Source organism: Synechococcus sp. R6-5, from assembly GCF_047461775.1.
Lineage (GTDB): Bacteria > Cyanobacteriota > Cyanobacteriia > Thermostichales > Thermostichaceae > Thermostichus.
In genome coordinates, this window is the sequence record NZ_JANSHV010000376.1 from 1 (window position 1) to 543 (window position 543).

Sequence of the window (543 nt, forward strand, 5' to 3'; positions counted from 1 at the left end):
CTGCTGGCTATGATGCCAGACGCTCTCGCGTACCCGGCGGGCTGCCTCACCGGTGAACCGTAACCGCACTTCCACTTCGGTCTCGTTCATGATGCTCCATGCAGAGGCCAGGTGCGCATAGGGGTCGAAGTTCTCAGGAATGGTGTATGTTTCATCGAGGATCGTCGCCTGCTCGATGCGTTCGAGTTTGAATGTGCGCAGCGCGCCACGCAGTCGATCATGGGCAATGACGTATGATGCCGGTTCGCTGCGCGCTACTTCCAGCAGGTACGGCTCAATCACGCGCTGCGTGGTCTCCCCGTTCATCGCACGGTAGCGGATATCGACACACTGCCGATCCGCCCATGCACGGGTGATCGTTTCGAGAATGCGAATATACTCCGTTCGCCGCGCTCGCGCGCGAATGAGATCGGCCACCCATGCAATGTGGGTGGAAACGGTCGTGTCGGGAAGGCTCGCAGCGAGTTTCTGCAATGCCGACACGACATGTGGGTTGTGCTCGTCGCTATGATGCGAAAGCAGGCGTGCCGCAAAGAACAACGC

Annotated in this window: 1 protein-coding gene; it reads right to left on the minus strand. The window is 59.5% G+C overall.

Features of this window, described 5'->3' with window-relative positions; genetic code table 11:
• Positions 1-543, minus strand: a 543-nt coding sequence (locus tag NW818_RS13840; RefSeq protein WP_414424883.1) for a helix-turn-helix transcriptional regulator, incomplete at both ends; no start/stop codon positions are given.